Source organism: Mesorhizobium sp. M7A.F.Ca.ET.027.03.2.1 (assembly GCF_003999175.1).
Taxonomy (GTDB): domain Bacteria; phylum Pseudomonadota; class Alphaproteobacteria; order Rhizobiales; family Rhizobiaceae; genus Mesorhizobium.
Genome location: NZ_RZOM01000321.1, coordinates 1 through 5,788, shown reverse-complemented (window position 1 = coordinate 5,788; position 5,788 = coordinate 1). Strand labels below are relative to the sequence as shown.

Annotated in this window: 6 protein-coding genes and 1 pseudogene; 4 read left to right on the top strand and 3 right to left on the bottom strand. The window is 62.6% G+C overall.

What is annotated here, in order from left to right:
- The 3 genes and pseudogenes from EN750_RS15845 to EN750_RS15835 all read right to left on the bottom strand — a co-directional run.
- Nucleotides 1-342, bottom strand: a pseudogene (locus EN750_RS15845) (allophanate hydrolase); the annotation flags it as partial.
- Complete coding sequence (pxpB, locus tag EN750_RS15840) at nucleotides 339-1,001, bottom strand: 5-oxoprolinase subunit PxpB (protein ID WP_127396969.1); 663 nt, start codon at nucleotides 999-1,001, stop codon at nucleotides 339-341. The gene pxpB and the pseudogene EN750_RS15845, both read right to left, overlap by 4 nt.
- 6 nt (nucleotides 1,002-1,007) lie before the next feature.
- Entirely contained in the window at nucleotides 1,008-1,784 is a 777-nt protein-coding gene (locus EN750_RS15835) for an SDR family oxidoreductase (RefSeq protein ID WP_164873809.1), read from the bottom strand.
- 237 nt (nucleotides 1,785-2,021) lie between these two features.
- Here EN750_RS15835 and EN750_RS15830 point away from each other — a divergent pair, with 237 nt between their 5' ends.
- The 4 genes from EN750_RS15830 to EN750_RS15815 all read left to right on the top strand — a co-directional run.
- Nucleotides 2,022-2,657: an RraA family protein gene (locus EN750_RS15830; protein ID WP_127396967.1), complete on the top strand. Its 636-nt coding sequence runs from the start codon at nucleotides 2,022-2,024 to the stop codon at nucleotides 2,655-2,657.
- Nucleotides 2,658-2,805: 148 nt separating this feature from the next.
- Nucleotides 2,806-3,915, top strand: a complete 1,110-nt coding sequence (locus EN750_RS15825) for a branched-chain amino acid ABC transporter substrate-binding protein (protein ID WP_127396966.1) — start codon at nucleotides 2,806-2,808, stop codon at nucleotides 3,913-3,915.
- A 118-nt stretch (nucleotides 3,916-4,033) separates the two neighbouring features.
- On the top strand, nucleotides 4,034-4,945 hold the full coding sequence (locus EN750_RS15820; protein WP_127396965.1) for a branched-chain amino acid ABC transporter permease: 912 nt from the start codon (nucleotides 4,034-4,036) through the stop codon (nucleotides 4,943-4,945).
- Nucleotides 4,945-5,788: branched-chain amino acid ABC transporter permease (locus tag EN750_RS15815; RefSeq protein ID WP_245482718.1), on the top strand; the 844-nt coding region annotated here is incomplete at its 3' end. The genes EN750_RS15820 and EN750_RS15815, both read left to right, overlap by 1 nt.

Sequence of the window (5,788 nt, the reverse complement as noted above, 5' to 3'; positions counted from 1 at the left end):
GGCGATGTAGGAACGAGCACCGGCGCGCGGCGCCTCAAGGACAAGGGTCTCGCCTGCGCGGATCGTCATGGCCCACCAGGGCGGGCAGGGCCGGTCGCCGATGCTGACGGCGCAATCAGCGCCGGTGATGGCGACGGCGGTGTCGATATGCGCGCGCAGCCGGAACGGGTGAAGCGCGACCTCGATCCCGGCGGCCGAAGGATCATTGCCTAGCATGAGATTGGCGATCGCCAGTGCCTGCTTGTCCATGGCGCCGCCATGGCTGACCCCCAGCGCCAGATGGCCGGGCCGGCCGAGATCCTGGACCGTGTTCGGCAGGCCGGTGGTGAGGATCTCGATCATGCCTCGATCCCTGCAATTGCGAAGCGAATCTTGTCTCCGGGCCTGAGCAGCACGGGCAATTCCGCTTCGGCCTTGAAGAGCTTCACGTCGGTATGGCCGATGATGTGCCATCCGGACGGCGCTGTCATCGGCATGATACCCGCCTGCGCGCCGCCGATGATGACGGCGCCCTCGGTAACTTTGAGGCGAGGCGTGCTGCGCCTTGCCCAGGCAAGCCGCGGGTCGAGACCGGACAGATAGGGAAAACCCGGCATAGCGCCGATGGCGGCGACGGTGTAGCGGGCCGCCGCGTGGCGCCTGACGGTCTCGTCGACAGACAGGCCGCAATGCGCGGCCCAGCCGGTGAGATCCTCGCCGCGCGCGCCGCCGTAGTGAACGGGAATCGCATGATGCGTGCCGGTCACCGGGTGGGCATCGGTGGCGGACCAGAGCGACATCAGTTGATCTCCGACGCTGTGGGCGTCTGTGGCGAGGGGATCAAACACCACCAGCAGGTTGTTCATGCCGGGAACGGCCTCGCGCACCCCTTCGAGGTCCAGCGCGGCCTTCGCCACCGCCCAGACCAGTTCCTGGGTGGCATCGTTGAAAGCCCCCTGCATTCCATCGAGCAGCAGCGCGCCCGATCCCGCAACACTGATGTGGGGCGTACCGACAACCATGAGCGGTCAGTCCTTCACCGGCACCGTATAATTCAGGATCAGACGGCCGCCGTCCGGATAGATGGTCTGGCCGACAATGTAGGAAGCGTCGTCGCTGGCCAGGAAGGAAGCGACGCTGGCAATCTCCGATGGCTCGCCACAGCGGCCGCTCGGCGTGCGCGACAGGATGGTCTGGCGCTGCGCTTCGCTGGCCATGACCGAGCTCTTGACCATGTCGGTCAGGATGGTGCCGGGGCCGATGGCATTGACGCGGATATTGTGCGGGATCAGTCCGACGGCCATCACCGCGGTCAATTGCTTGATGCCGCCCTTGGACACGGCATAGGCGACGGAATTGGGGATGGCCAGAATGGCGTTGATCGAGGACATGTTGATGATCGAGCCGCCGCGTCCCTGTGCGATCATGGCTCTTGCCGCGGCCTGCCCGAGCAGGAAGGGCGCCTTGAGATTGATCCGCTGAACCAGGTCGAACGCCTCCTCGGGGAAGTCGACGAAATCGTCCAGATGGATGATGCCGGCATTGTTGATGAGGACGTCGACGCCGCCGAATCGCTCCGTGGCCTTGGCAACAATATCAGCTGCCATTTCCTGCGTGCATTCGGAGAGATCCGCCGATAGCCAGGCGGCACGCTCACCAAGACGTTCGGCATGCTCGCGCCCGCGATCGGCCTGTATGTCGACAAGCACCACCTTGGCGCCATCGGCATGAAAGCGCTCGGCGCAGGCAAGGCCCAGGCCTCGTGCCGCCCCGGTGACGATCACGACTTTTCCTGCGTGCTTCACAACCCAATCCCTTTTTCACAATACGCATTTATGGATATGTTATCCAATCTATCTTGAACTTCGACGCCATTGCAAGCCCCGGATAAGTGGATCTGTTGGGTCGGTTCTGCAGCCGTTTGCCGTTCCTAAGCCACTTTTGGCTTTTTTCTGCCAACCATCTTAAGCCGGTTGACTCCACTGAATTAATTGTGATTGGATATTATATTCATAAAGTGACGACGGCGAGGAGTGTAGGCGATGGCGGATGGATCTCAGGAAAGCGAACTGATCGACGCGTTCCGCGCCCTTGCGACGGCGTTGATCAGCGACAATCTCGCTCGTGTCCCCGGGGCTGTCGGGTTACGGCCGTTTCATCGGGTGAGCGGCGTCATGGCGGGGAGGGCGCTGACGGTCAGGACCCGCCCCGGCGACAACCAGTTCATCCATCGTGCGCTCGATCTGCTGCAGCCCGGCGACGTCATTGTCGTGGACGGCGGTGGCTATGAGGGGCGCGCGCTGGTCGGCGAAATCATGACAAGTGTCGCGGCTTCGCGCGGCGCCGCAGGCATTGTCATCGACGGCGCCATTCGCGATGCCGGTGCCATCGGCCGCAATCCGTTCCCATGTTTCGCGCGGTCGGCCATCCATCTCGGACCTTACAAGGATGGTCCGGGAGCCATAAATGTTCCCGTCTGCATAGGCGGCATGGTCGTCGGTCCTGGCGACATCGTCGTCGGCGACGAGGATGGCGTCGTGGCATTTCCAATCGACGGTGCCGCGGCCTTGCTGGCGGCCGTCCGGGCGCAGGAAGCCCGCGAGGCCGAGATCATGCAGAGCATCCAGGAGAACCGTTATCAGGGAGCCTATGCCCGGGCTTCAAGCGGCAGTCACTGATCTGCCGGGTCAGTCCTTGCCGGTGACAATCGTGTGGCCGGCTGGCGATCCTGCTCAACATAACCGCTCCGCAGCTAACCGAGGGGCGAAACAATGCATTTCGGGCACGCCGCCTGGATGCACCAACAGGGGAAAATGGAGAGAATTGATGGTTGTTTCCTTCAAGAGGCTAGCTTGCGCCACCGCCCTTGCCGGGCTGGCTCTGACCACGATGGCCGCGGCTGCCGACATCAAGATCGGCATCGTGGCCCCCATGACTGGCCAACTGGCCAGTGAAGGGCAGGATATGGAGAACGCCGTGAAGATGGCGATCGATGCCGTCAACGCCAAGGGCGGCGTAAACGGCGACAAGATCACTATCACCACCGCCGACGACGCCTGCGATCCGCAACAGGCGGTGACCGCAGGCAGCAAGCTTGTCTCGGAAGGCGTGACCGCCATCGTCGGCGGCTACTGCTCGGGCGCCGTCTTGCCGACATTAAAGATCTATGGTGACGCCGGCATTCCGTTCGTCATCATCGGAGCGAACTCGACCAAGCTGGTCGCCGCCAATCAGGGCAATGCCTTCCTCGCCAATTCGACCGGCGACATGCAGGCGACGACAGCCGTCGAACTCTTCAAGAAGAACGGCTACAAGAAGTTCGCGTTCGTGGACGAAGGCGATGCCTATTCGTCCGACCTGGCCAAGTTGACCGCCGAAGCTTTCAAGAGCGCTGGCGGCGAAATTGCCGCCAAGGAGACCACCACGGCCGGCGAGCAGGACTATTCGGCGGTCGTCACCAAGATCAAGTCGAGCGGCGCCGATGCTGTCTTCTGGACCGCCTACCATGCCGGTGGCGCTCTGCTCACCAAGCAACTCCGGCAGGCCGGGTTCCAGGGCGGCATCGTGCTGGGCGACGGCAACAATTCACCGGAATATCTGGAGATCGCCGGGTCGGCCGGTGAGGGCGTGTACCTGTTGTCTCCGCCGACTGTCGACCTCTTGTCCGGCGCCGCCGACTTCAAGGCCAAGTACAAGGAAACCTATGGCCGCGACGCCGGCGCCTATGCGGCGCTCTCCCACGATGTGGGCGACCTGATCGTCGATGCGATCTCGCGGGCCAAGTCGGCGGATCAGAAGGCGATCATCGAGGCGCTCAAGGCCAGCGATTTCAAGGGCCTCGCCGGTGAAATCAAGTTCACCGACAAGAACACGCTCCAGACCTCGAACTTCCGCCCGGTGATTGCAAAGGGCGGCAAGTGGGTGGCTGTCGAATAAAGGCCAGCCGGATTGATGCCGAGGCAGGCCTTGTGGCGGCCTCGGCGTCACCGCCGATTGTCTGGTGCGCCGACGCTGCGCCCAGACAAGACTTTTTCAATTCTGCTCTGGAGCATCAATGACGCTCGACCTGCTTATTCAGCAACTGGTGAACGGTCTTATCGTCGGCTCGTTCTATGCCCTGATCGCGCTTGGCTACAGCATGGTCTTCGGCGTCATCAAGCTCCTGAATTTCGCCCATGGCGACATCTACATGAACGGCGCCTTCGTCGGCCTCATCGTGTTCTCCTTTGTCGGCATATGGGTCGGCAATGGCTGGCTGGGCGTGGTCTGCGCCCTGCTTGTGTCGATGCTGGCTGTCGGCTTGCTCGGCGTCATCATCGAACGCTTCGCCTATCGGCCGATGCGCAATGCGCCGCGCCTCTCCATCCTCATCACGGCGCTTGGTGCCTCGATGGTGTTGAACGGCACGGCACTCGCCCTGACCGGCGGGCGGCATTACGCCTTCAACACCGACCTCGGTTTTGCCGGTGTCGACATTTCCACCGTTCATATCACCTACACGCAGATGGTTCTGGTGGGCGCCTCCATTGCTCTTATGGCAGGCATGCAGGCCTTTGTCTCCCGCACCATGTACGGCAAGGCGATGCGCGCCGTGTCCATCGACATGGGGGCGAGCCGCCTGATGGGCATCGATGTCGACCGGGTGATCGCCTTGACTTTTTTCATGGGCTCGGCGCTCGCTGCCGGCGGTGGGGTCATGGCCGGCGCCTATTATGGCAGTGTCCATTTTTTCATGGGCTTCATCATGGGGCTCAAGGCCTTCACCGCCGCTGTCATAGGCGGGATCGGCAGCGTGCCGGGCGCCATGCTCGGCGGCTTGCTGCTCGGCCTGCTCGAGGCTTTCGGTTCGTCCTTGCCCTTCGTCGGATCGGAGTGGCGTGACGTCTTCGTTTTCGGGACCCTGATCCTGTTCCTTGTGTTCAAGCCGACCGGCCTTCTTGGACGCTCTGTCGTGGAGCGGGTGTGATGATCGACGAAGTCAGAACCATGCCGACCGCCGGGCAACCGCAATTGATGCGCTGGTCCGTCGTGCTGCCCGGCCTGACGGCACTCGCCGTCGCGCTGGTGTTGCCGCAATTCGCCAACGGCTATGTGACGGAGGTGGCAACCACGGCGCTGCTCTATGTCGTTCTGTGCCTCGGCCTCAACATTGTCGTCGGCTATGCAGGCCTGCTCGACCTCGGCTACGCCGCCTTCTTCGCAGTCGGCGCGTACACGTCAGGCATCCTGACCGCCGAATTCGGGTTCAATTTCTGGCTCACCATCCCGGTCGCCATGGCGGCAGCCTGCGTGGCTGGCATCATCATCGGGGCTCCGACATTGAGATTGCGCAGCGACTATCTGGCGATCGTGACGCTGGGCTTCGGCGAAATCGTGCGCATCATCGCCCGCAACCTCGATATCACTGGTGGCGCGAGCGGACTCATCGGCATCGAGCGCCCGGAGATATTCGGCTTCAGGTTGATGCAGGTGCAGCACTTCTACTATGCGTTCCTGGTGCTTGCGCTGCTCACCGCCTTCGTCTGTCTGAGCGTCGAGCGATCGCGAATGGGACGAGCCTGGTTCTACGTTCGCTACGATGAGGACGCCGCCGCTGGCATCGGCATCAACCGTGTCACGGCCAAGCTGCAAGCCTATATGATGGGCGCTGTGATCGCTTCCGTGGCCGGATGCCTCTACGCAGCCAAGATGACGGCCATCTCGCCGGAGAGTTTCACCTTCAACCAATCGCTGCTCATCCTTCTCGGCGTCGTCCTGGGCGGCATGGGCCGCATTCCCGGCGTCGTCCTTGGTGCTGTTCTCGTGGCCC